Below are 23,632 nucleotides of genomic sequence, written 5' to 3' on the forward strand. Positions count from 1 at the left end.
TCACAATTGGCCAATCCATATTAATAGTACAAAACCAATGAGGCCAGCCATGCTAATCCAGGTATCACGCTTGGACCACACCAATAACGAAGAGCGCATTCCAAGCATATAGTGCTCTCTAACTTTACGCATTTCCATCGCAATGGTCATATCCTCTGCACGTTGGAACAGTGCCATTAACAAGGGAATCACCATCGGACCCAAATCACGAATCCGTACGGTATTTGGTCTTAAAGCGACCTTTCCACGTGCCCGTACAATCAGTGAGAATCGCTGCCATTCACTCCAGATCATCGGGATAAATCGAAAGATTAACGATACAGCAAGAGCAAACGAAGCTACGGGCAGTCTGATCTTTTTACCGATACCGAGTACCCAATTCAGGCCTTCTACCATTCGCCCATATGGTGTCGTTAGTGAAAACCATAAACTTGCCAACGTGACAATAAACAAACGATACACATTCAGCAAAGTGCCTTCTGCCTGCATCAGGGAAAAGCCAAAGTGCAGACCTCCTCCCTCTGTTGAAAGGGTTGTCCCCGATAGCGCTGTCGATATGATGAAAAAGAATAATAATGGCTTCATTAACTTCATACATCCAGCCAAAGTCTGACGCGGGAGCCCGACAAGTGCTGTGACTACCGGCACCAGTGTTAATGTCAATCCCAGCCATCGATGTTGAAGCATCGCGGCGGTGACCAGCAAAATATATAAAATCCATTTCAAACGCGGGTCCATAACACCATATAATCCGCCTGAAGGAGTCCATGTGTTCGGAAGAAGCTTCGGATCGTGCACTTTCATGTTCTCCGTTGTCTCTCTCTCTGCCAGGTCAATCGCTGGTCCGGATGCCACTTTCGCTTCGTTCTGAACGCCCACCTCAACGAACGTAGACTGAATAATACTTTCAGCCATCTCTTCTGGCGTCATCCCAATAGAAGGCAGATCAAGACCCGCAGCCCTCATCTGCTGTGCTAGTCGCATCGAAGGTGGCAGTCCGATCCCTGTCTGCTCCAGCAATTCAGGCCTATCGTGAAGTTCTCGCGGCGTAAGATCGGCGATTAGGCGACCTTCCTGCAATAACAATACCCGATCCGCACAAGGCAAGAATGTATCCAAATCATGTGTTGCTACCACGCCCCCACCACCTGCCTGACGATGTTGCTCCAATGCATCCAGCAAAAGCACGACACTTTGCGCTTCCAAACCAGCGCTCGGCTCATCCAGCAGAAGCCAATGTGGGTTGGTCACCATTCCGAGAGCAAGACCTAGTCTGCGCTTCTCTCCCCCACTTAGGGCAAATGGCGACCTGTCCAGATGAAAACGTCGTTCCAACTCCGGGGATACCGGCGGATCCCACTGATTCAGAGCTTTTGTGATCTGCTCTTGTTGTTGTTTCTCTGAATATCGATAGGAACGCAGAGAATATGTGAATTCACGCTGAATACTTCTGGCAAACAGTTGTTGTTCCGGAAATTGAAACAATAGTCCCATTTGCAATAAAATGGACTTCGGCACTTTTCCTTCTTTCCAGAAAGGTGTACCATCCAATGTGATACTGCCTGCATCGGGAAGTCTCAGACCAGCCAACGTCTGTAGTAAAGTCGTTTTTCCTGAACCCGTACAGCCCAACAGCAACGTGATTTCCCCACTGTTCAACTGAATATTTATATCTTCAAGCAGTGCACGCTTGCTCGATTCCGATGCTTCTATACGTATATTGGTTAATTCGATCTCCAACGTGCGACCTCCTTAGCCAATTGTTCAGGCCTCAGTGGCATGGCTTCTGGCCTGATGCCTTTTTTGTGCTTGAGCAATAACGCAGTCTTCACAGTGAACGGAGGATCCAACCCCAATCTTTCACAGGGAGATAGCTGCTCTTTATTCAGAATAGTTTTCTCAGTCATCTCTTTTTCATAGAAAAAGGACTCGGGCTTTCCGTCGTACACACAACGCCCTCGGTCCATAGCAATAATCCGATCACACAAGGTCGCTTCTTCCAGATGATGCGTAATCCAGATTACCGTTGTCCCCCGCTGGGTGATCTTCTGAGCTATGGTCTCAATACGGTCTCTTGCTCCGGGATCAAGCATGGCTGTTGGTTCATCCAGAATCAATACATCGGGTCTGGACACGAGCGCTACAGCAATGTTGAGCAGTTGTTTCTGTCCACCAGATAACTGTGAGATGGCCATATCCGGTGCATATTGAAGTCCTACGGTATGTAATACGTCCTGCCTGAGCTCCAATTGTTCTTCTACAGTAATCATTAATGGAGACAATGCATAATGGAATTCCTCTTCAATGTTGTCCCCCAATACCTGGGTATCCGGTTGCTGCAATACACCTCGGACGGTTAGTGCCTCTGGGATAATCCGTACCCCTCCCGATAATGGAATGAATCCAATGAGTAGCCCGGCGAGCGTACTTTTCCCACTGCCATTCGCCCCTACAATACTAATCCATTCTCCTTGATGCAGTATAAGCGAGATACCGTCCAGCGCTTTCCTTACTTGACCATCTTCGGAAGCATAATGCACTCGGATATCTTCTAATGTAATTATGGGCAGGTTGCCTTGCATCGTAAATTAGTCCTTTCCCTTTCTATTTTTATGTGGTACGATCCTAATCGTCAACCACATTTATATAATTGGTTAACAATCATATTACCAAAATGGAGAGGATTGTTCAAACATGAAATTATCTTTGCGAGGCATTGTATTCAGCGCCCTTATGGCCGCAATATTAGTACTTTTTGGTTACATAAGCATTCCTATTGGCTTTTCCCCGGTACCCATAACATTACAAACCTTGGCTGTTATGCTGGCCGGAGGGTTACTTGGTCCGTTGTATGGGTTCTTAAGTATTGCTCTCGTTGTTGTGCTGACAGCACTAGGCTTCCCACTTCTACATGGAACTGGTGGTCTTGCTGTTCTCTTAGGTCCGACCGGGGGATATGTTGTAATCTGGCCCTTTTCCGCACTCCTGATCGGTTTGTTCCTCTCCAAAGTGAGAATCCAAGGGTTTAAAGGTTTTATTTTTGCGTTTATCATCATTGAATTATTTGGTTCACTATTAAATTATGTCTCCGGCGTTCCCTGGCTGGCTTATGCATACAAAATGTCCTTGCCCGAGGCCATGATTCAGGGATTCTATCCTTACATTATTGGTGATCTGATCAAAGCGGTATTTGCCACGATCATCATCGCACCCGTGCGCATGGTATTTCCACCTCAACGTCTCACAGGTAACATGCATTCAACGGTTGTAAAAATCGATTCTTAATGAATCTACATATCCTATTGGATCACGAGCATCCATATTCTAAAACAAAAACAGCCAAAATCTCTTTGGCTGTTTTTGTTCGTTGTTCTGTCATCGTAGTGTCCAGTGTAAATATTCTTTAGTTCAACTTATATATTCACCCGAATTAATTGACGCTCCGTAATCTGAAATTGTTGATCCGCTGTATTTTCAACGAACCTCTGGTCATGAGATACATAGAGAATCGTTCCTTCATACGCTTTGATAAAACGCTCCAACGCTTCCAAGGCATGCATATCAAGAAAATTCGTCGGCTCATCCAACAATAGAATGTTATATTGCCCAAGAAACAAATAACATAATTGAAGACGAATCGCTTCTCCTCCACTTAATGTTCCCACATTCTTGAGCAAGTCATTCCCTGTAAACTGCATCGCGTGCAACGCACTTCTAAGCTCTGATTCCTCATATTCCGAACGATTTTTCAGAAATTGTAATACAGTATCTTTCATCGTGAAACGATAGCTCATTTGCTGAAAATAACCGATCTTTGCTTTTGGAGACATCGTGATTCCATCTCCAGCAAGGAAAACATGGTTAAGCAATGTGCTTTTCCCGCTGCCATTGGCTCCGGTTATCGCTATTTTTTGTTTTAACGGAATTTGAAAACTTGCATCCTGCAACAATATGTTTCCATCCACCTCAAGCGTAAGGCGATCTGCCATAATCGGAAATCGGTTGTGCAACTCCAATGTCTTCGGCTGACGGAAGATAATCGGTCGATCCTCCTGCACCGCACTCACCTCTTGAAGTTGTTGCATGCGTTGTTGAATCGCTTTAGCAGCACGATGCACTGCTTTTTGACTGGTACCTTTGGATTTGGTCTCAAACATGCGGTTTGCTTTTGCCTTGGATTCTTTTTTGGACATGTTTCCAGCCTGCGTTATTTTCTCGGCTTTCTTCATCTTTTCCTTGGCGGCCAGCTCCAATCTTCTTTTCTCTTTGGAGAATTGTTCATGGGCCAGGTTCTGCTGTTCACGCTCCAACCTCTTCTGTTCCTGATAATCACTATAGTTACCGGTATATACGTGGACTTCTCCCTGATGAATTTCCCAGATCGTGGTCACCAGTTCATCCAGAAGCGCACGGTCATGACTGATCAGCACGATTGCCCCATAGTAATACTGCAATTCATCCAGTAAAAATGTAATGCCCTCTTGGTCCAGATGGGTTGTGGGTTCATCCAGTAATAATACTTCATGGTAATGAGTGAACAATTGAGCCAGTTTCAAACGGGTCTGTTCTCCGCCACTCCATGATTTATCATGTTGAGGAATCGCCAATTTGCTGAGTAAAGCCCTGTCAACCTCCAGATTTTCGTTTGGCTGGGGTGGTTCTACTTGTTCCATGTAACCAAACTCTGCGTAACGTTTTACCTTTCCGGCTGTTGGCTGGATCTGTCCCGCAATGAGTTTCAATAATGTACTTTTACCCTGACCATTACCACCAACTACACCGATGCGATCCAGTTGATGCACGGCCAGTCGCTCAATATTCAGAACTGCTTTATCCATATAGGACATCTCAACCTGCACTAATTCAAAACATATCTTTTCCATATTCGCTACCTCCGAAATAAGATTTATTTCGTATCGATAGCGAAGAACACTTCTATCGATACGAGCTTATCGTGCCAGCTCGTATCAATAGAATAGTAATGTCATCATAGCGGTGTACCTCCTGTAGTCTCTATCGAGCATCATATCGGCTCAGACTCGTGATAAGTAAACCAAAAAAATCACAGGCCAAAGGCCTGTGATCCAATGTAAACGAGAATACAAGTTAAACCATGTATATAAGGTCAGGATAATTGAAAATGACAGACTGATCCCGTTTACTCTGAACTAACGGTCAGAGCCTTTGAACGTATTTAATTTAACGATTCAAAGGAAAGAAACGCAGTCTCATCGCATTCGTCATGTTCAATAATCCACCTTTCATTATCAGGTAATAGATGTACAATTCCAATTATAAATTTCCAATTCCACCCTGTCAACGGAACCATGAAAACCTATAACACTGATTTTGCATCTAATCTACTTTATTCCTCTCCCTTTCCACTGTACAACTTCAATAGAAGGTCCTGGGTATCAACCTGACCTGTTGCCTGCGGAATAACTTCCTCATAGTTGGCGGAATTCGTTACGATAATAGGTGTCACCGTGTGGTACCCAGCCGCCTTAATCTGTGCAATATCGAACTCAAGCAGCAGATCCCCCGCTTGAACCCGATCCCCTTCCTTGATATGGGAGACAAAATGCTGTCCGTCCAGCTTGACCGTATCTACACCTACATGAACCAATATTTCAGCACCGGTGTCTGATACTACAGCCAAGGCATGTTTTTTCTTGAATGCAACGGTAACTGTACCGTCGAATGGCGCTAACACTCTGCCCACAGCTGGCTCAATCGCAATCCCTTTACCCATAGCTCCCGATGCAAATGCCGGATCTGGAACTTCCGACAATTCCACAATCGTTCCCTGAATTGGGCTAAATACTTCTTCGTCTGAAGCATTCATTGTACGGGCAGGTTGCTGAGCAGATGACGTAGAATCGGATTTTGTTTCTTCTTCCTCAACCGGATCTTTGAAGCCCAGGATGTACGTCAGTACAGCCGAAACGACAAAGGATACTACGATACCCAGAATCAATCCTGGGAAGCCTTGCCCACCTGGTCCGTAGAAGATTGGCAAAGTCAGCAATCCCGGTGCACCAGACGCGAATGCTAATGTGCCCGCTTGACCAATGATCGCTCCACCAACTGCACCACCGATTACCCCAGCAATGAACGGACGTTTCAGTGGTAATGTTACCCCATAGATAGCCGGTTCAGTGATACCGAATAAAGCCGTTAACGTGGATGATCCAGCCAGCGTTTTCAGTTTTTTGTTCTTGGTTTTCAGCATAACCCCAAAAGCCGCGCCCGTTTGAGCAAAGATCGAAGCTGTCGCAGCCGGTTTAACGCCATCCTGTCCATACACTGCAACGTTGTTGATAAATACCGGAATAAGACCCCAGTGTATTCCGAAGATCACGAGCAACTGCCAGCTTGCACCCATAACGGCTCCCGCAAGCAATGGACTGAATCCAAATGCAGCAACGAGTCCGGCTGCAATTGCATTACCAACGTATACACCAAATGGTCCAAATACCAACAGTGTCAGAGGTACCATAATTACTAGCAAAAATAAAGGTGTAACAAAGTTTTTCACACTATCGTGAAGTGTCTTATTAAAGAACTTCTCCAACTTGCTCATGACAATGACAGCTAAAATGATAGGAATAACCGTAGATGAATAGTTCATCAGAATGACAGGGATACCGAAGAAATCCGTTGGTGTTCCCTCTGCTTTCAACGTGACGATGGATGGATAGATCAGTGCTCCCGCAATCGTCATCGCTACAAACATATTACCCTGGAATTTACGCGCTGTTGTAACCGCTAACAACAGAGGCAGGAAGTAGAAGAGACTATCTGCTGCTGCATACAGGATCGTATAAGTTGTTTCTGTCGTTTCCAGCCATCCGATATTACTTGCAATCAACAATAACCCTTTTAGAATACCGGCTCCCGCCATAACTCCCAGAAGTGGAGCAAAGATGCTGGAAATGATATCAATGATACCGCCAATCCCCTTGGCTTTTTTGCCCGGTTTTTCTTTGTTTGACGAATCATCCAGAATGTTGCTGATCTGTCCAATGGCATTATAGACTTCAGGCACCTTGTTACCAACAACAACCTGGAACTGTCCTCCATTTTCTTTGACTGCGATGATACCTTCTGTTTTCTCCAGCTTGGCCTTGTCTGCCTTGGCGTCGTCCTTCAATACAAACCGTAACCGTGTTGCACAATGAACAAGCGACTCCACATTTTTCTCACCGCCGACGAGTTCTACAATCTCTTTGGCCAGTTTCTCTTGACTCATCATCTGCACCCCCACTTTTTCTCAAACAGGCCCTTTACCGATTTTTTTGCACGCAAAAAACCTAAGCCTTGAGTAAGGGGACACTGACACAATGGTCCTGACCTTCTCATGACTTAGGTTTTGCCTGCATAACCAGTAACAATCCCAGTTAAATCGTATTCAATTCCTGTTAATCACATATTATTATAATTAAACCATTTTTGTCAACATTTAAATATTATCGATTAACCACTCGTTCGATATGAACTGTCAGATACAACTTTTCTTCATTGGTCAGCTCATGGTTGTACTCTTTTCTGACAAACAACTCAATCTTCTCCGCACACGCTGCGGCATCAGGATGCTTCTCCTTAATCATGTCATAGAAATGATCATAGTTGTTGTCGTAATGCGTACCACTGAGCACTCGCTGAGAGAAAAACTTCAAATGTGTAATGAAGCGAAAATAACTGAGAGAATCCTCATCAAATTCCATTTTGAAATGATATTTCGCTATATTAATAATTTGCTGAATAAACTTCGTAATGTTCATCGTTGTAATGACTTCTTCGTTCATCTCTGCGTTGACAATATGAAGGGCAATAAACGCGGCTTCATCTGGTGGAAGCTCAATATTCATGCGAGTGTTGATCTGTTCCAGTGTCTTCAGACCCAGCTCGAATTCAGGCTTGTACAACTGCTTGATCTCCCACATTAATGCGTTCTTGATCTCCACGCCTTCCCGATAACGTTCGATGGCGAAGTTAATATGGTCCGTAAGGGACACATAGATGTTCTCATTGAGCTTTCGGCCAAGATTCTCACGCGCATACGTGATGATCTCTTCCACAATTTCAATCAGTTCCATCGGAACTTCACGCAGCAACATTTTGAAATTATCGGATGTCTGTTTGTTTTTCAATGCAAATACTTTTTGGATGCGGGTCTCGTCTACTTTATCCCCCGGCTTTTTCTTAAAGGCAATCCCACGTCCCATCACCACAAGCTCTGCTCCATCCGCCTGATAGATGCTAATGACGTTATTGTTGATAACCTTTGCTATTTTCACTTCAATCCCCCCGTCACGTTCCACTCTCTTGGCAGTTATACATCGTCTTTTGGGCATACAAAAAAAACCTGAAGCATCACAAAATAAACAAGACATGGTGGTCTGCTTTTTTGGTGCTTAGGTTTTGCCTACTTGGAGTAGTAACAATCCCAGAAACGATATAATTGCGTCAAGTATAGCGCGAACCTGACTATATGTCAACGCTTTCAATGTGGGAACAAACGGAAGTTCCATGGTTATATAAATTGAACTCCTGTCCTCTTCTTTTTTATAAAATGTTTAGTTCAATTTATATAGATGAAACTTCCGATGTTTTATTGCTGTACAAGGCCATTTTAATTCAGATAAATATAAACTACTTGTCACCCAGGTTTGTTCCGTTGGATGCAATCACATTTTTGTACCACTCAAAACTCTTCTTCTTCAGTCGTGTTAGCTCTCCTTGACCTTCATTATCACGGTCCACGTAAATGTAGCCATAACGTTTTCTCATCTCACCTGAGGATGCACTTACAATATCAATAGGTCCCCAGCTGGTGTAACCGATGATGTTCACCCCATCCTGAATGGCCTCACCCATTTCAGCGACATGACGTTTCAAATAGTCAATCCGGTACGCGTCATCCACTTCACCTTCCGGTGTAACCACGTCATTGGCACCAAATCCATTTTCAACGACAAACAACGGTTTCTGATAACGGTCATGAAGCTGATTGGCAGTAATACGGAATCCTTTCGGATCAATTGTCCATCCCCATTCGGACTTCGCCAGATATGGATTGGCTACCGAGCCAAATACATTGCCACTGGTCATGTTTTTGACCACTTCAGGATCGGTACTCGTAGTACGACTTGAATAGTAGCTGAATCCGATATAATCTACGGTATGATTCTTCAAGATTTCCGCATCACCCGGTTGCATAACAATGTTCAACCCATGATCCTTGAAGAAACGTTTGGCGTAACCCGGATATTCCCCACGTGATTGCACATCAATGAAGAAATAGGATTCTCTATCTTTCTCCATACCTTGGAATACATCTTCCGGATTACAGGTATACGGATAGAAGCTTCCTGCCGCAAGCATACAACCAATCATGGCACCAGGGATAATCTCATGACATGCTTTGACTGCCAGTGCACTTGCAACCAGTTGATGGTGAGCAGCCTGATATTGAATTTCCTTGATGTTATCCCCTTCATTGAACGCCAGTCCCGCCCCAAGGAATGGAAGATGAAGCAGCATGTTGATCTCGTTAAATGTCATCCAGTATTTCACCTTGTTTTTGTACCGTGTGAATACCGTTGTAGCGTACGTCTCGAATAAAGTTACCAGTTCACGACTTCTCCAGCTGCCATATTTCTCGATCAGGTGCACAGGCACATCGAAGTGAGCTAATGTAACGACAGGTTCAATACCGTTCTTCAATAATTCATCAAACAGGTTATCGTAAAATTGCAATCCTGCTTCATTTGGCTGTGCATCTTCTCCTGTTGGGAAAATCCGTGCCCAGGCAATGGAGACACGCAGTGCCTTGAATCCCATTTCGGCAAACAGAGCAATATCTTCAGGGTAACGGTGATAAAAATCGATTGCTTCATGTGAAGGATAGAACTCGGTATCGAGCGGCGTAAAAGCCGGGACATGACCTTTCATAATGCTTCTGCGGCTCTCTCCTGTTGGCAGCAAATCAACGATGCTCAGTCCTTTGCCATCTTCCAGATACGCGCCCTCCGCCTGATTGGCAGCAATGGCTCCACCCCATAGAAAATCTTTAGGAAACTCAAAATTAGTCATCATCATTCTCCTTCCAAATATGTAGTCCAGATACCCGCTCAAATCGTTAGAATATTAAAAAGACAAAATATTTAAGTTGTTCAACTTAAATACAAAAAACCCGAACCAGCCTGGGTACACGATTACGTGTAAACAAGCCAGCTCAGGTTATGCCCATATCGGTAACATTCCCAGATCAATTATGCGGATTGGATAAAACTTTAGCAAGAATCAGAACCGTTGTCAACTTCCCAAAGCCGGTTTAACGAAGAAATGCCCATTATGATATTTGATAAAAGGCAGCACATGTCCCACCAAGAATCATCTGTTGCTCAGACTCTGATAAAGATTGAATGTGGGTCTTAATGAGACCGTATACTTCAGAATACGAAGCCGCAAGGTTACTCACTGGCCAATCGGACCCAAACATTAACCGTTCCGCACCAAAGGCTTCTATGGCGATATTCAGATAGGATGTAAAGTCACTCGGAGTCCAACTTGCCCAATCTGCTTCAGTCACTATTCCTGAAAGTTTACAATATGTGTTTGGTTGGGCAGCCAACGACTCCAGTGCTTCTCGCCATGGTGAGATTATTCCTGATTTTATGTCGGGTTTGGCTAAATGATCAAGTACAAATCGCTGTTCAGGAAACGCCTTAACCAGATCAACGGCATAAGGCAGTTGCTCCTTGGATACCAACAGATCATAGGCCAAATCATACTCTTTAAGCAATGAAATCCCGCGCTGAAAATCTTCTCTCAAAACATACTGAAGATCAGGCTCATCCTGTATGACATGACGCACACCCTTCAGAACCGGATTGGACGCGAGCAGTTCAAGCTGATTTCGAACATCATCCGAACAAAGATCCACCCATCCGACCACACCTTTGATAAACTCGTATTGGTCTGCCAGTTGCAGAAGCCACTCAGTTTCTGTCAGTGATTGTCTCGCTTGCACTGCAATGCATCCGTCCATCCCCGATTGTGTTAATATAGGTTCCAAATCACGTGGGAGAAAAGACTGACGAATGGCTTTCATCTCTTCCCCAATCCATCCATACTCGGCAATATTGTATTCCCAGAAATGTTGATGTGCATCCAGCTTCATTTTACATTCCTCCAAGAGTATATGAATCTAATTATTGTTAAAATCAATTATATCATCTCAATTCCAAATAAAATCATTATCTTCACACAATCTACTAGCTATACCAGATCACTAATTATCATATGAGTTTTATTGCAATTATGCGGGTATCCCCCTATATATAATCATGATATATTAAATTCCGAAAACGCTTTCAATACATAATTCGGTGGTGATCCCATTTTTGAACAAGTCATGATTTGGTTTGAGTTAAGTTCCATTTTCACAGTTGCTTAACTTCTATTCAAGTTCAACCATTCTAACTGAAGGAGATTATGTTGATGAAAAAAAATCGTAAATCGGTCCTCTCTCTTACTCTTGTAACTGCCATGATTCTGTCTCTGTTCTCTTCGGCTGTCGCTTCCGCTGCACCAGACAACAGTGAACAGGCCAGTACCTCAACCGCGCCAAGCAAAATGCAGGCATACGTGAACGCCATGGAGCCTGGCTGGAATCTGGGTAACTCTCTGGATGCCGTTGGTGAGGATGAGACAGCCTGGGGCAATCCGCGCATTACGAAGGAACTGATTCAATCAATCGCAGCTGAGGGCTACAACAGTATCCGTATTCCTGTGACCTGGGAAGCTCACATCGGTGACGCACCCGACTATACAATTGATTCCGCTTACATGAATCGGGTTCAAGAAGTAGTGAACTGGGCCCTCGATGCCGATCTCTACGTCATGATCAATCTTCACCATGACTCCTGGCGCTGGATCAGTTACATGGAGAAAGACCATGACAACGTACTTGCCCGTTATAATGCTGCTTGGACTCAGATCGCTGACAAGTTCAAAGATGCATCCGACAAGCTCATGTTCGAAAGTGTTAACGAACCCCGCTTCTCCGAAGGAGGTACAACAGATGCGGCTATTGGATATCGCATGCTGGACGAGTTGAATACTTCTTTTCATAAGATTGTAAGAACTTCGGGTGGAAACAACGATACACGTCCACTTGTGCTTCCAACGATGCATACCTCTTCCGCTCAACCTGATCTGGATGAACTGAATAAGACCATTCAAAAATTGAGTGACTCCAACATTATTGCAACCGTTCACTATTACGGGTTCTGGCCATTCAGTGTGAATATTGCAGGTTACACCAAGTATAACGAGGAAGTCCAGAAAGACATTACCGATACCTTCGATCGGGTATACAATGCTTTTACAGCCAAAGGCATTCCGGTTATCGTCGGTGAGTATGGCTTGCTTGGTTTTGACCAGCATACAGGTGTCATTGAACAAGGCGAAAAGCTGAAGTTCTTCGAATTTGTTGGGCAATATCTGCGTCAAAAACAGATGACAACGATGTTGTGGGATAACGGACAACACTTCGGACGCACAAGCTTTACTTGGTCTGATCAGGAACTGTTTGATACGATGAAAGCAAGCTGGACAGGTCGCTCATCCACAGCTGAAACGGACCTCGTGTACCTTAAACAAAATGAAAGCATTCAAGATAAAAAAGTAAAACTTAATCTGAATGGCAACAAATTCAATTCGTTGAAGAATGGAACTACTCCTCTTGTCAGAGGTAAAGACTATACAATCAGAAAAGATGTACTTACGTTAAAATCCAATCTGTTAACCAAATTGACAGCCTCTGGTGATTTGGGCGTAAATGCCACACTCACAGCAGGATTCAACCAAGGTGCGGACTGGAATTTTAATATCATAAAATATAACACACCTACGTTAAACGATACGACTGGTACAACCAGTGCATTTGCCATTCCAACTACGTTTAACGGCAACCAACTGGCAACGATGGAAGCGACATATGCCAACGGGGAGAACGCCGGTCCACAGAACTGGACTTCGTTCAAAGAGTTCTCTTACACGTTCAGCCCAGATTACGATCGTCAGGTGATCGAGCTAAAACCTAACTTCTTTAATGAAACCAATGATGGCGAAGTCACCCTCAAGTTCCACTTCTGGAACGGCGATGTGCTTACGTATAAAATCACAAAAAATGGAACGAGTGTTGTTGGCGTAGCTTCTTAACAGTTTTGAGGGTTCCTAAATTCTTATTTCCCATCGGAATTACAAAACGTTCTGTCCAGAGCAATGGGCTCGGACAGAACGTTCTGTTTTGTTATAATAATTGCATAAAAATCTGGCGAAAATGATTTAATATGTTCACTTATTGAGGTTCATTGAATCTCACCACAAGTATTGCATCCCCATTGGCTTGCACAGGACCGGTTGAGGTTCCTGTAACCGTTGCTATCGCTTCATTCCCGCTTGGAATCAGCACAGGTGTTATCAACGGCAGACCCCCAGCCTGAATGACATCCATGTCGAATTCGATCAATAATTGCCCTGCAGTTACACGATCTCCGCTATTCACATGCGCAGTAAAACCATTTCCTTTGAGTCCAACGGTATTAATTCCGATATGAACCAGCATTTGTACACCTGTCTCATGCTCCAGGATCACCGCATGTTTACTCTTGTTCATGACATGTGCGATGACACCATCAAACGGTGCATACACTTTACCTTCTGATGGCTCAATGGCAATGCCTTCACCCATGTGTTTTTCCGAGAACGCCGGGTCAGGAACTTGCTCCAGAGCAACGATGGTACCGTTCAGCGGTGAAGCGATTTCGAGCAGATCTACTTTAGGACGGTTGCTTGTAACAGCATCGGTAACTGAATTAGCGCGCGGATTAGAATCCGCTGCATGAACGTCAACTGATGTTACTCCACTATTGTCATGGCTCACCGATTCCTCTGCAATCGGTTGATCCTTATATCCGAAGAACCAGGTAAGTGCAAAAGCAATCGCCATGGCAACCACGTTAGACAAGATGTACAACGGAAGTTGGCTGTTGAGATAGAGCAATGTTCCAGGGATAACCGTTACTGCCATGCCTGTACCTTGCAGATGGAACAGGGAAGCGATGAAACCACCCACACCACCACCAACCAGCCCCATAATAAATGGTTTCATATAACGCAGGTTAACACCGAAGATAGCTGGCTCGGTAATGCCCAGAAAAGCAGACAATGACGAAGGTAATGCGAGTGCTTTGAGTTTCATATTTTTGGTTTTCAGACCAACCGCAAGACAAGCGGCTCCTTGTGCAGCCATGGCACACGTGATAATCGCGTTGAACGGATTGAATCCCGTTTTCTCCAATAGCTGAATCTCCAGGAAGTTAAAGATGTGATGCACACCGGTAACGACAATAATCTGATGGAAGAATCCAATGATAATACCTGCGATGCCAAACGGAAGATCCAATACGGCCGTTGTTCCATGCAGTACCCACTCTTCCAGGGAATGGAACACGGGACCAATCGCGAATAGTCCAAGCGTTATCATAACCGTTAACGTAATAAAAGGTGTCAGAATTAAGTCCAGTGCCTCAGGCACCCGTCTTCTTAGTACCTTCTCGAACTTGGCTCCAATCAAACCTACAAAGAACGCGGGCAGAACCGATCCCTGATAACCCACGACAGGTATAAAACCGAACATATGCAGGGGCTGTGCTGATCCATCTGCCACCGCGTAAGCATTGGGTAATGCCGGATTGACCAGCATTAGCCCCAGTACGATACCAAGTACCGGACTTCCGCCGAATACACGGAATGCGGACCACGCTACAAGTGCAGGAAGGAATGCAAAGGCCGTATCCGTCAGAATCTGAGTGAACAACAGGAAATTGGCCGAGATATCATCAGGTGTTGCACCGAACAACGCCAAAATCTCATTCTGGGTAAGTAATCCGCGTAATCCCATGAACAAACCTGTAGCTACCAATACAGGAATGATGGGTACAAATACGTCACCAAATGTGCGGATAGCCCGCTGAAAAGCGTTTCCTTCCTTTTTCCCCTGACTCTTCACATCATCCTTGGACGAACCTTCGATTCCCAGCTTCTCGACCTCTTCGAAGATTCGGTTCACCGTTCCCGTACCAAAGATAATCTGATATTGACCCGAGTTGAAAAAAGCCCCTTTCACCTTCTCGATATTCTCAACCGTTTTCTGATCAATCTTCTCTTTATCCTTCACCATGATGCGAAGACGTGTTGCACAATGTGCAAATGATGCGATATTCTCTTTGCCCCCGATGGCATGAATGACTTCCTGGGCAATGCGTTGATTCTCCGACATGTTATCTCATTCCTCTCACGTAATCCTTAATAAAGCCATTGTGTTGCTTCAAAATCAGCTTTGCCTCCGCGTGCAAACAAACGAATATCCACGCTGTCCCGTCTTGGGAAAATCCGGCTGGTAAAGACCTCTACCCCATCGTTCACAAAGATCTCGACTGAAGATGAATCCACGAACAGACGGAACTTAATCACATCCGCAGTAAGTGTGCACCGCCGTATCGCGCCATTTTGTTCTGACAGCTCGGCACCAGACATCGTCCGATCCAGAATAACTTTCTGCTGAATCCGATCATACAGAAGAACCGTTTTTTCCGTTTCACTTGCTCGGAACTCAATGCCTACAATCTCTGCACTTACATTACTTATCTCGCAAATCAGCTCATAGGCAATTCCCTTGAAACCAGCGAATGAACGACTTTCATTATCCATTGTTGCGCGAATATGTGTGCCTTCCTCTTGCTTGCGCAATTGCTCCATCTCTGCAACCGGTTGTTGAATTAACTTCCCGCCTCGCAGTGTCAACTGCCGAGGAATGGTCAGGCAATGAGCCCAACCGTTATCATCTGTCGGATATGTCAGATCAGGAAGCCCCATCCAACCAACCATAATACGTCTTCCATCCGGGCCCTGCATGGTTTGTGGGGCATAGAAGTCGAATCCACGATCCAACTCCTGAAACTCACCATGATTGAACTCTCTCGTCTGAAGATTGAGCGGCTCACCGATCAGATAACCGGACTGAAAAATATTCTGATAGTGATCTCCTGCAGCATCTAAGCCTTGTGGTGAAAAGACAAGCACGCCTTTCCCGTCGATCTCCATATAGTCCGGGCACTCCCACATGTAACCAAAGGAAGTGAATCGCGTGCGAATTTCACCAAGAAGCTCCCAGTTGTTCAGATCAATTGAGCGATACAGCACCGTACATCCCGTCTCGTTTGTTCTCTGCGCACCAATGACACAATAATATGTGTCTCCTTGTTGCCACACCTTGGGATCTCTGAAATGTTCCGTGTATCCGGCTGGAACAGACGAGATTACGGGATCATTCCGTTTGCTTACTGAACCGCTTTCATCCATGACTGCCAAGCATTGATACGGATGTCTGACCCAAGCCTCATCCCTCGTATTGCCCGTGTACAGCAAGTGCAGCTTGCGATCTTTTTCAATCGCACTTCCGGAATAAGCTCCGTGTGAGTCATACCAGCTATCCGGTTCGATTCCAATCCCGACATTTTCCCAGTTCACCAGATTCTTCGAGCGGGTATGATACCAGTATTTCATGCCGTGTTCTGTTCCAAGTGGAAACCACTGATAGAAGAGATGATAATAGCCCTGATAATATGCAAAGCCGTTAGGGTCATTAAGCAGACCCGTTATGGGCTGAATGTGGTAACGCTGTCTCCATGGACACTCGGATATCCGTGCTTCAAGCTTTGCAATCTCTCCAGGCTCAGCTTGCTCAATTCGTCTGTAGCGCTGCTCTCTAGTCATTTTCATAGCTGTTCTCCATTCTTGCTTATATAAGTTAAACCAAGAAATTTCACACTGGCACTACGATGGCAGAACAATCCTCCGATCGCTGTTATCCCCAGATTTCCTGATCCCTTTTCTAAAGAGTGAAATCCGCTGATAAAGGCGAGCACTCCGTTTCTTCAGATTTTTTCTGCCCTCTCCGTAAAACATAGGAACCGGTTCCGTTCAATGCAAAAAAAATAATTCCATATGGCATTACTGCCTGCCCGTGTTCGCATATCCACATTGGATATTTACAGTGGAACCGGTTCGATGGAATTATCATAAAGGATGTTTTTATAATTTGTCAACGCTTTCTCGAGGAATCAGTTCTACGTCCAGTGTTGTTCGTGCCTCCACCGACTCGCCTTTGACCAGACGAATAATGTGATTCGCCGCTACTTTTCCTGCCTGCAAATAATGATATTTCACAGTCGTCAGCGTGGGATGAATCATCTCCGTAATATCATATCCGCCAAATCCGGTAACAGACAAATCTTGCGGTATGCGAATTTTATTGGAGAACGCGATCTTCATCACACCCAGTGCGATATTATCCGTGGCCCCTACAATGATTGTTGGTGTGATCTCTTTCAGGATGGCTTCAGCGGTCACGATGGCTTCAGACATCTTGAAGCTCGTCTCATAATACTTCACTTCACATCCACCACACTCGGCGATTGCTCGCTGGAACCCTTGTTTACGATAGATTCCTACCGCCCGATCCTTCTCGCTAACCCCCATATAGACGATCTTGCGGTGACCCTGTTCGACGACATATCTGCCCATCTCATAACCTGCCTGGTCATCATTATGAACCAGACTGTGCAGTTGCTCATGCTGCTGCCCCACCAATAACACCGGAATCCGTATATCCTCAACAGCCTTCAGATGTGCTTCGGTCACTTCAGCAGCCAGCAGAATAATACCCGATACCTTCTGGCGTGCAAAATCATAGATGGCATCAATCTCGCGCTGCATGTCCTGACTCGTATTAGCGATCAACATCTGATATTGATTACTTCGCAGCTCTTCATCAATTCCGATCAGTGTCTGGGATGTCGCAAAAGAATCGAGACGTGGCACAACCGTACCAATGATACTGGTCTTCTTCGCCTTCAGACTCTGTGCAAATGTGTTAGGAACATAATTGTATTGTTTGATAATACGCTCAATCTTCTGGCGTGTATCCTCACTAACCGATCCGCCATTCAGGTAGCGAGAGATCGTGCTTTTTGCCACACCTGCCATCTGAGCGATATCAGAAATCGTTTTATTCATAGAGACTCCTCTTATTTCTTTAACTGGTTTAGCTTATATTATACTTCGAATCGCAAAGCCATGGCGAATTAGATTCACCTACATTTATCGTGTCCGATATACTTTCCTATGTAATAGCAAAAGCCCGATATCAATGTGACGTTCATACAGAAAGTATGATCCGACATTCATCAGGCTGTTAAACTTTCATCTACACGTTTGCTCAGATCATTAACACAAGAATACTCGCTATTTCCTACATCTCAGACTTCAATAATAATAGGCAAGATCATAGGTCTTCTTTTTGTTTGAGCGTAAATATAGTGACCGATCTCGTCTTTTAGCTTTCTTTTGATCACATTCCACTGATTCACGCCAGACGCGGTCAGCTCACCCATCCGGTTTAGAACCAGCTCATGAATTTCATGCATGAATTCTTCCGAGTCCTTAACGAATATGAACCCTCTCGAGATAATTTCGGGTGACGTGACCATCTGTTTTTCCGTCTTGCTTAAGGTAGTTACAATCACCAACATACCATCGGATGACAGTTGCCTGCGATCACGCAGGACAATATTACCGACATCACCCATGATCAGACCGTCTACGAGACTGTTTCCTGATGCAATTTTGGGACCCAGAGAAGCAGTGCCGTCTTTGTACTGGACCATATCCCCATTATTCACGATAAACACATGATCACGCTCTATACCTACAGACTCGGCAAGCAGCCTGTGCTGATACAACATACGGAACTCACCGTGGATCGGAATCAGATAATCCGGTTTCATCAGGGTCAACATCAATTTGAGCTCTTCCTGACTGCCGTGTCCCGATACATGCATTCCTGCTGCACCACTTGAACTATATATCACACGTGCTCCGAGAACATACAGGTTATCAATGACATGTGCAAGATTCCGTTCATTGCCCGGGATGGCTCCGGCCGCAATAATGACTGTGTCCCCAGCGTTAATTCTTACATGTGGATGCTTACCGGATGCCAGACGTGATAATGCTGCCATCGCTTCTCCCTGGCTACCTGTACATAAGACAACAACCTGTTCAGGTGGAAACTGATCCGAGTCGATGGCTTCAATCAACAATCCGTCAGGAACTTGCAGATACCCCAATTCACTGGCCACCGATACCACATTCACCATACTTCTTCCCAACAATGCCAGTTTGCGTCCCGTCTCGAATGCTGCATTCACAATCTGCTGTACTCTGCTGACATTTGACGCAAAAGTAGAGATAAATACTTTTTGTTTTGCACGGATAAAGGCATCCAGAATGTGGTCTCCCACTACACGCTCGGAAGGTGTAAATCCCGGTCTTTCTGCATTGGTACTCTCGGAGAGCAAAATATGGACACCCTGTTTGCCAATCTCGGCCATGCGGTGCAGATCTGGGAAAGGTCCATGTACAGGCGACATATCAAATTTGAAATCTCCGGTTTGCACGACATTGCCCACAGGGGTCTTAAAGAAGATACCCAGACAATCCGGTATACTATGACTGGTTGCGAAAAAGGATACCTCAATCCCTCCCAGCGTAATACTGGAGTGAGCATCGATCGTATGCAGGTCCGCCTTGCGCAGCAGCCCATGCTCTTTCAGTTTAAGCTCGATCAGCCCGCGAGTGAGTCTGGATGCATACACAGGGATGTTCATTTGTTTTAACAAATAGGGAATGCCACCAATGTGATCTTCATGTCCGTGGGTAACCACAAGCCCCCGTACTTTATCCAGATTCTCCAGCAGATACGCAACATCCGGAATGATCAGATCAATCCCAGGCAATGTCTCATCGGGAAACTTCGAACCACAATCAATCACGATGATGTCCTGATTGTACTGGATCAAATACATATTCTTTCCTATTTCATTCACGCCGCCAAGTGCAGCGATATACAGTTTGTTGTGGGCTAGATTCAACGCTATTACTCCTCCTCTGCGTGGTAAACATATGCGATACGGATCTATATTCCTAGTATGGAAGCAATCGCCTCACTTATTCATTTCACGTGATTAATGCCAAGAAAGAGAAAAACCACCACGGAATTTTCATTCCGCAGTGGTTTAAACAGTGTAACGTTACACCAGAGATTTATCCCGTTGTAACAATACGTCTTGTTCATAGGTTTTGATATCGGTGATCCACTTTTCACGAACGGGAACGCCTTGCTGAGCACAATAGTAGTCCCAGATTGCACCAAACGGATAGGATTTGAACTCTTCCGTTAACGCGAGACGCAGGGTGTAATCTCCGTTCAACTCGGCTTGTTTCAGAGCATCCACCGGTTCCAGCATCGCACGTAGAAGGGCTTTGATCGTGTTGCGTGTACCCACAACCCAGGCAGCAACACGGTTAATGCTTGCATCAAAGAAATCCAGTCCAATATGCGTGGTCGCAAGCAGATCATGTCGAACCAGTTCACGCGCAATTTCCAGCAACTCATCGTCCATGATTACTACATGGTCACTGTCCCAGCGCATCGGGCGACTTACGTGAAGCAGAATACCGCTTGTAAACAAAGATAAGGACGACAGTTTATTGGAAATAACCTCTGTTGGATGAAAATGTCCCGCATCCAGGCAGATTAACGTATCATTTTGCAAACCGTAACCCATATAGAATTCATGAGAACCCACCACATACGCTTCCGAACCCAGACCAAACAGTTTGCTCTCTACCGCATCCAGGTTATGCTCCGGGTTAAGTGATTCGGCGAATACTTCGTCCAGCGATGCCTTGAGGCGTTTGCGTGGTGTCAAGCGGTCAACCGGATTATCCTTGAATCCGTCCGGTACCCATACATTGGTTACACAAGTCTGACCGAGTTGTTCCCCGAAGTAAGCACCAATCCGGCGGGATGCCTTGCAGTGATCAATCCAGAACTTGCGAATCTCAGGGTCCGGATGACTGAGCGTGAACCCGTCACTTGATTTTTCATGGGAAAAACATGTTGGGTTGAAGTCCAGGCCGAGTCCTTGTTCTTTGGCCCATTTCACCCAGTTCTCATAATGCTTCGGCTCAATCTGATCCAGTTCAACCTGCTCATCCGTATCGGTGTAAATCGCATGCAGATTGACCTTATGTTTGCCGGGAATCAGAGCAAAAGCTTGCTCCAGATCGTCACGAAGTTCTGCTGGTGTGGTCGCAGCCCCCGGATACTGACCTGTAACGGAAATACCACCTGTCAACTCCCCATCTTTGTTCAGAAAACCTTTGACATCATCGCCCTGCCAGCAGTGTACGGATACTTTGATCTCCGCGAGTTTGTTCAGCACCTCGTCCGTATCAATTCCGTGCTGGGCATACAATGCCTTGGCTGCTTCATACGCTTGCTTGACTTGGTTATCCATCCGCAGGAACCCTCCTATTTTAACGTGTAAATGCTGCCGGTACACCGCCATCAATGGTCATCATGCAACCGGTTGTTTTTTCGGATTTGGAAGAAGCAAAGAAGGCAATTCCTTCCGCAATATCTCTTGGATAGATGTTCACGAGTAATGTCGTGCGTTTGCGGTAATACTCTTCCAATTGATCCGGTTCAATTCCGTATGCCGCTGCCCGTTCATTTCTCCAGGAACCGTTCCAGATGGCTGACCCCTGTAGAATGGCATCCGGAAGAATCGTGTTGACACGAATGCCATACTCTCCACCTTCTGCTGCAATACAGCGTGCCAGATGGGCTTCCAGCGCTTTCGCTGAACTGTAAGCAGAAGCACTTTTACCTGCATACACCGAGTTCTTGGAGCCGATGAAGACCATGCTTCCCCCAATACCTTGTTGTTTCATCAGCTTGAACGCTTCACGAGCCACGAGGAAATACCCTGTGCCCAGTACATTCATGTTCAGGTTCCATTCTTTCAGAGACGTTTCGTCAAATGGACTGGACGTCGCCAATCCTGCATTGTTCACGATGATATCCACTCCGCCGTATTGCACCGCAACATCAGCATAAGCAGATTGAACGGCTTCCTCATCGGTCACGTCCATTTTCAGCGCATAAGCACGATTCGCACCGTACTGATCATTAATTTCCTGTGCTACCTTCTGTGCGCCCTCCAGGTTGAGATCAGCAAGCACCACATGTGCGCCTTCTGATACCAATCTACGCGCTGTTTCACTTCCGATACCGCCTGCTCCACCTGTGATAAACGCCACTTTACGGGAGAACTCCGTTTCTGCCGGAGCCAGAGACAATTTGTACAGTTCCAGCGGCCAGTACTCCACATTGTAAGACTCGTTTGCACTGAGCGATACGAATTGACCCAAGCTAGTCGCTCCACGCATAACGGCAATCGCTCTGTGATACAATGCTCCGCTTACTTGGGAAAGCGCCCAACTCTTGCCTGTGTTGATCATGCCCACACCAGGAATGAGGATAACGCGTGGTGCCGCCTCGAACATGACATCACCTTCGTTTTTGTTGCTCTCAAAATACTGCTGATATTGCTCTTTGTAGGCAGCTACACCTTCTACCAGCTTGGCTTTTAAACCTTCGATATCTTCCGCATCCGGTGTCCAATCGATGAACAGAGGTACCACTTTGGTATGTACCAGATGATCCGGACAAGCTGCACCCACTTGAGACAATTCCGAGGAATCTGCTCCGCCTACAAAAGCAAGTACGTCCTCTTGATCATCAAAGGACAGAATCATTTTTTTGCTATCCGATACCGCCCCACGAATGGTTGGCATCACACGTGATACGATCTGACGACGAACATCAGCGGCAAGTGCCGGGTGCTTCACACCACCAAACAGACTTTCTTCGTTCACCCGTGCTTCGATGAAAGCTTCTACTTCATTGATAATCTTGATCGTTTGAGCGTAACATCCCTCGGATGTTTCTCCCCAAGTCACAAGTCCGTGTTTTTCCATCAGTACGAGTTCGGCATGGGGATTCGAGAATACGCTTTCAGCAATCATTTTAGATAACGTAAACCCTGGACGTACGTAAGGCACCCACACAAAACGATCACCGTAGATCTCTTTCGCCAACTCCTTGCCGTTATCGGCACAACACAGGCTAATGATCGCATCCGGATGAGTATGATCCACATGTTTATATGGAAGGAACGCATGCAGAAGAGTCTCGATGGAGGCACGCGGGTGCTTGGCGTCAATCATGCAATGTCCCAGATATTCAACCATCTCTTCATCCGACATGGATTCACGTTCAATTAATGGTTTTATATCTTCGAGCCCAAGTCCGGTAAAATGTTTGGCTTCCATGGAACCCAGATCTGAACCGCTGCCTTTCACATACATTACTTCTACATCACGACCCCGAAAATCCTTTACCGTCGTTTTGGTAGACGTATTACCACCGTATATGTTACATACACTGCGATCAGAACCAATGAGATTGGATCTATAAACCAGCTGTTCAAGTCCTGTCGTTTTCTCAGATGCCTGTGATGCATTCCATAAACTCTGTACCATTTGTTTCCCTCCGATAATGTTTGTTTTATTCCTAATACGAGTT

At 45.4% G+C, this 23,632-nt stretch carries 15 protein-coding genes; 2 read left to right on the plus strand and 13 right to left on the minus strand.

Translation table 11 applies throughout. The features are described from left to right. Together MKY73_RS16480 and MKY73_RS16485 are read right to left on the minus strand one after the other, a co-directional pair. Entirely contained in the window at nucleotides 1–1,740 is a 1,740-nt protein-coding gene (locus MKY73_RS16480; protein ID WP_339302658.1) for an ATP-binding cassette domain-containing protein, read from the minus strand. Beyond that, entirely contained in the window at nucleotides 1,725–2,582 is an 858-nt protein-coding gene (locus tag MKY73_RS16485) for an ATP-binding cassette domain-containing protein (RefSeq protein WP_339302659.1), read from the minus strand. Before MKY73_RS16485 ends, MKY73_RS16480 begins: the two co-directional genes overlap by 16 nt. A 112-nt stretch (nucleotides 2,583–2,694) precedes the next feature. Here MKY73_RS16485 and MKY73_RS16490 point away from each other — a divergent pair, with 112 nt between their 5' ends. After that, nucleotides 2,695–3,285: a biotin transporter BioY gene (locus MKY73_RS16490; protein ID WP_339242262.1), complete on the plus strand. Its 591-nt coding sequence runs from the start codon at nucleotides 2,695–2,697 to the stop codon at nucleotides 3,283–3,285. Between the two features lie 128 nt (nucleotides 3,286–3,413). On the opposite strand, the gene abc-f is transcribed toward MKY73_RS16490, so the two are convergent. From abc-f to MKY73_RS16515, 5 genes are all read right to left on the minus strand, one after another. Beyond that, a complete protein-coding gene (abc-f, locus tag MKY73_RS16495; protein WP_339302660.1) occupies nucleotides 3,414–4,883 on the minus strand; it encodes an ABC-F type ribosomal protection protein in 1,470 nt (489 codons plus the stop codon). 482 nt (nucleotides 4,884–5,365) lie between these two features. After that, nucleotides 5,366–7,252, minus strand: a complete 1,887-nt coding sequence (locus tag MKY73_RS16500; RefSeq protein WP_339308634.1) for a beta-glucoside-specific PTS transporter subunit IIABC — start codon at nucleotides 7,250–7,252, stop codon at nucleotides 5,366–5,368. A 217-nt stretch (nucleotides 7,253–7,469) separates the two neighbouring features. After that, nucleotides 7,470–8,300, minus strand: coding sequence for a PRD domain-containing protein (locus MKY73_RS16505; RefSeq protein ID WP_339302662.1), 831 nt, complete (start codon nucleotides 8,298–8,300; stop codon nucleotides 7,470–7,472). A 355-nt stretch (nucleotides 8,301–8,655) separates the two neighbouring features. Further along, the gene (locus MKY73_RS16510; RefSeq protein WP_339308635.1) at nucleotides 8,656–10,098 is read right to left on the minus strand and encodes a 6-phospho-beta-glucosidase; all 1,443 of its coding nucleotides are present in this window, start codon (nucleotides 10,096–10,098) and stop codon (nucleotides 8,656–8,658) included. 259 nt (nucleotides 10,099–10,357) lie between these two features. Then, nucleotides 10,358–11,188: an amidohydrolase family protein gene (locus tag MKY73_RS16515; RefSeq protein ID WP_339302664.1), complete on the minus strand. Its 831-nt coding sequence runs from the start codon at nucleotides 11,186–11,188 to the stop codon at nucleotides 10,358–10,360. A 317-nt stretch (nucleotides 11,189–11,505) separates the two neighbouring features. Here MKY73_RS16515 and MKY73_RS16520 point away from each other — a divergent pair, with 317 nt between their 5' ends. After that, nucleotides 11,506–13,233: a cellulase family glycosylhydrolase gene (locus MKY73_RS16520; RefSeq protein ID WP_339308637.1), complete on the plus strand. Its 1,728-nt coding sequence runs from the start codon at nucleotides 11,506–11,508 to the stop codon at nucleotides 13,231–13,233. Nucleotides 13,234–13,372: 139 nt separating this feature from the next. Here MKY73_RS16520 and MKY73_RS16525 read toward each other — a convergent pair whose 3' ends face one another. The 6 genes from MKY73_RS16525 to MKY73_RS16550 form a co-directional block, all read right to left on the minus strand. Next, nucleotides 13,373–15,355, minus strand: a complete 1,983-nt coding sequence (locus MKY73_RS16525) for a sucrose-specific PTS transporter subunit IIBC (RefSeq protein ID WP_339302665.1) — start codon at nucleotides 15,353–15,355, stop codon at nucleotides 13,373–13,375. 26 nt (nucleotides 15,356–15,381) lie between these two features. Next, on the minus strand, nucleotides 15,382–16,857 hold the full coding sequence (locus tag MKY73_RS16530) for a sucrose-6-phosphate hydrolase (protein WP_339302666.1): 1,476 nt from the start codon (nucleotides 16,855–16,857) through the stop codon (nucleotides 15,382–15,384). Between the two features lie 312 nt (nucleotides 16,858–17,169). Further along, a complete protein-coding gene (locus tag MKY73_RS16535; protein ID WP_339308638.1) occupies nucleotides 17,170–18,168 on the minus strand; it encodes a LacI family DNA-binding transcriptional regulator in 999 nt (332 codons plus the stop codon). A gap of 227 nt (nucleotides 18,169–18,395) precedes the next feature. Then, a complete protein-coding gene (locus tag MKY73_RS16540; RefSeq protein WP_339302667.1) occupies nucleotides 18,396–20,069 on the minus strand; it encodes a ribonuclease J in 1,674 nt (557 codons plus the stop codon). Between the two features lie 159 nt (nucleotides 20,070–20,228). After that, nucleotides 20,229–21,500, minus strand: coding sequence for an L-rhamnose isomerase (gene rhaA, locus MKY73_RS16545; protein ID WP_339302668.1), 1,272 nt, complete (start codon nucleotides 21,498–21,500; stop codon nucleotides 20,229–20,231). A 19-nt stretch (nucleotides 21,501–21,519) separates the two neighbouring features. Then, nucleotides 21,520–23,589, minus strand: coding sequence for a bifunctional aldolase/short-chain dehydrogenase (locus MKY73_RS16550; RefSeq protein WP_339302669.1), 2,070 nt, complete (start codon nucleotides 23,587–23,589; stop codon nucleotides 21,520–21,522). Nucleotides 23,590–23,632 lie beyond the last annotated feature (43 nt).

Origin of the sequence: Paenibacillus sp. FSL R5-0519 (assembly GCF_037974275.1) — a bacterium.
Taxonomy (GTDB): Bacteria; Bacillota; Bacilli; order Paenibacillales; family Paenibacillaceae; genus Paenibacillus.